At 67.7% G+C, this 2,788-nt stretch carries 1 protein-coding gene and 1 pseudogene; one reads left to right on the top strand and one right to left on the bottom strand.

The features are described from left to right. The coding region (locus ACWDR0_RS34720; protein WP_456355825.1) for a VCBS repeat-containing protein at window positions 1–2,385 on the top strand (2,385 nt) is incomplete at its 5' end. Between the two features lie 118 nt (window positions 2,386–2,503). Here ACWDR0_RS34720 and ACWDR0_RS34715 read toward each other — a convergent pair. Then, a pseudogene (locus ACWDR0_RS34715) lies at window positions 2,504–2,788 on the bottom strand (hypothetical protein); the annotation flags it as partial.

The following is a 2,788-nucleotide window of genomic DNA, read 5'->3' as shown; positions in this document are numbered from 1 at the left end:
GATTCGAGCGGGAAGCCCGCGGTCACCCAGGGCGAGCCCGCGAAGGACGCCGAGGCGAAGGCCGGGGGGACGTTCGCCCTGACCGGCCTCCTCGGACCGCAGATCGGGACCAGGCGCGGTCCCGCCGACGCCTCCCTGACCGGTGGCGGGACCGGGGATGCCGTGCTCTCCGTCGCTGCGGACGAGAAGCTGCTGACCGGCAAGGACACCGTCTTCCCGGTGTTCATCGACCCGCCGCTCTACGGGAAGACCGCGGCCTGGACCACCGCCTACGAGCGGTACCCGACCACCAGCTTCTGGGACGGGGCAAACTTCAACTCCGGGACGACGGAGGGCCGGGTGGGCTACGAGTCCACCACCGGCGGACTCTCCCGTTCCTTCTACCGGCTGACCTGGAAGTCGAGTATCAAGGGCGCGACGATCTCGTCGGCGCTGTTCACGTTCCGGCAGACGTACTCCTGGTCGTGCAGCCCCTCGGAGATGGAGGTCCACCAGACGGACGACATCTCGTCGGCGACGACCTGGAACAACCAGCCGACGACCCGGACCCATATCGGGACGAAGAGCTTCGCGCACGGCTGGAACTCTTCCTGCCCGGATGCCAGCGTCACCTATGACGGGAAGTCGATCGCGCAGAGCGTGGTGGCGGGTGCCGGCGCGACGAAGCTGACGATCCGTATGAAGGCCAAGAGCGAGACCAGCGCCAATTCGTGGAAGAAGTTCGTGGCCGAGGGCCATTCGGCGCCGAAGCTGGACATCGACTACACCCGGCCCCCGAAGGAGCCGACCGGGCTGACGGTGAACGGCCGGGCCTGTGACACCTCCACCCCGTACACCACCTACGGCAAGGGCAACCTGACCTTCGCCGCGGGCAGCTCCGACCCCGACGGGGATCTGAAGTCGCTGCACTTCCAGGCCTGGCGTACCGACGCCACCGCCACGAAGATCGTGGACAGTGTCCGGACGACGACCAGTGCGGGCAAGGCCGATGTGGCGGTCGACCGGACGAAGTTCGTCAACGGCAAGACGTACCACTGGATCGTGAAGGCGATCGACGCGGCCGGGGTGTCCTCGACCTGGGCCCCGCCCGGTGTCATCAACTGCGGATTCGTCTACGACGACACCGCCCCCGCCTCCCCTGACATCAGCTCCACCGACTTCCCCGAGGACGACGGCACCGGCAGCAAGTGGAGTGTGAAACCGTTCGGCACCGCCGGCGTCTACACCTTCACCACCGCCGCCAGCGGCGGCACCGGGACCACCAAGTTCTTCTGGTCCTTCAACCGCGAGTCCTTCGTCGCCGAACGCAGCGTCTCGCTTGCCGCGGGTGCCACCAGCATCACCCGCACCCTGTCCCCGCCCAACGCCGGCCCCAACATCCTCTACGTGAAGGCGGCCGACGCCGCGGGCAATATGTCGCTGACCTCGACCCGCTACCTCCACTACGTCACCCCACGGGACAAAGCCGACTCACCCGGCGATGTGACCGGTGACGGATTCGCCGACCTCTACGTCATCGACGCCACCGGCGACCTGCGCCTCTACCCCTCCGAAGCCAACGGCGACCTCCACTCCTCCCTCATGGCCGCCCACGACGACGGCCGGGCCATCGAGCTGGACGAGGACGAGGACGGGAAACCGGACTACGGCTACCACTGGGTCGACGACACCGGCAACAACCCCGCCCTGATCACCCACAACGGCGACTTCACCGGCGGCGACGGCGTCCAGGACCTCGTCGCCCGCATGCCCGACGGCAAGCTCTACATCTACCGCGGCGACGGCTACGGCAGCCTCGACATCTCCAAGCGCGTCGAAGTCCACCTCCCCGCCAACGCCCCCGCCCCCTCCTCCCTGACCCAAATCCTCGCGGTCGGCGACATCACCAACGACAACCTCCCCGAAGTCTTCGCCACCGCGGGTGACGCCCTGTGGGTGTTCACCGGCTACACCGGCGCCGCCTTCGACACCGCCATCCAGCTCTCCGCCACCGCCTGGACCAACCGCGACCTCGTCAGCATCGGCGACCACGACAACGACGGCGCCGCCGACATGGTCTGGCGCGACTTCAACACCGCACGCCTCCTCCTGCGCCACGGCAAACCCGCCACCGGCGGAACAGGCACCGACCTCAACTCCCTCGCCAGCGCGGTCAACTCCAAGAACGGTGTCGACGCTCAGTACGGAAACGGCTGGACCACCGCCGCCATCCCCCTGATGACCGGCACCCCCGACATCAACAACGACGGCATCCCCGAAATCTGGGCCGTCACCGGCGCCACCGACAACGGCATCGTCCGCTTCTACCCCGGCGGAGCCACCCACCACGGCACACCCGTCGGCGTCATCTCCACCGACTGGCGCACCAAGAAACGACTCGGATAGCCGTGCCGACCATCCGGAAATAGTCTCCTGAAGCACCTGGCCCCCACGCCGACACGGCGTGGGGGCCAGGCATTTTCCGGCAGTGCGGTTCAACCACCGGAGCGCGATAGCCCTTTGTTCAGGCGAGTTTGACGAGCTGTGCCTCGAAGACCTTGGCGGGGAAGGTGAGGGTCTTCCCCGGGGTGCCGGTGGCGGTGAGATAGCCGACGGTGGTGCCCTTGCGGAAGACGACGACCTTGACCGGGTGAGTGGCACCGGCCTTCTTCACCTGGGCGGTGAAGGCCATGGCCTGTTCGGCGCCCTGGGGCGCGAGGTCGGGTTTGACGTCGGTGAGCTGCTGCTCGGTGGTCTTGACGTTGGTGGCGAATCCGCCGGCGCAGGCGGTGACGGCCTGGGAGAGCTT

The organism is Streptomyces sp. NPDC003691, from assembly GCF_053981115.1.
This window is presented reverse-complemented; position numbering and strand designations above follow the sequence as displayed.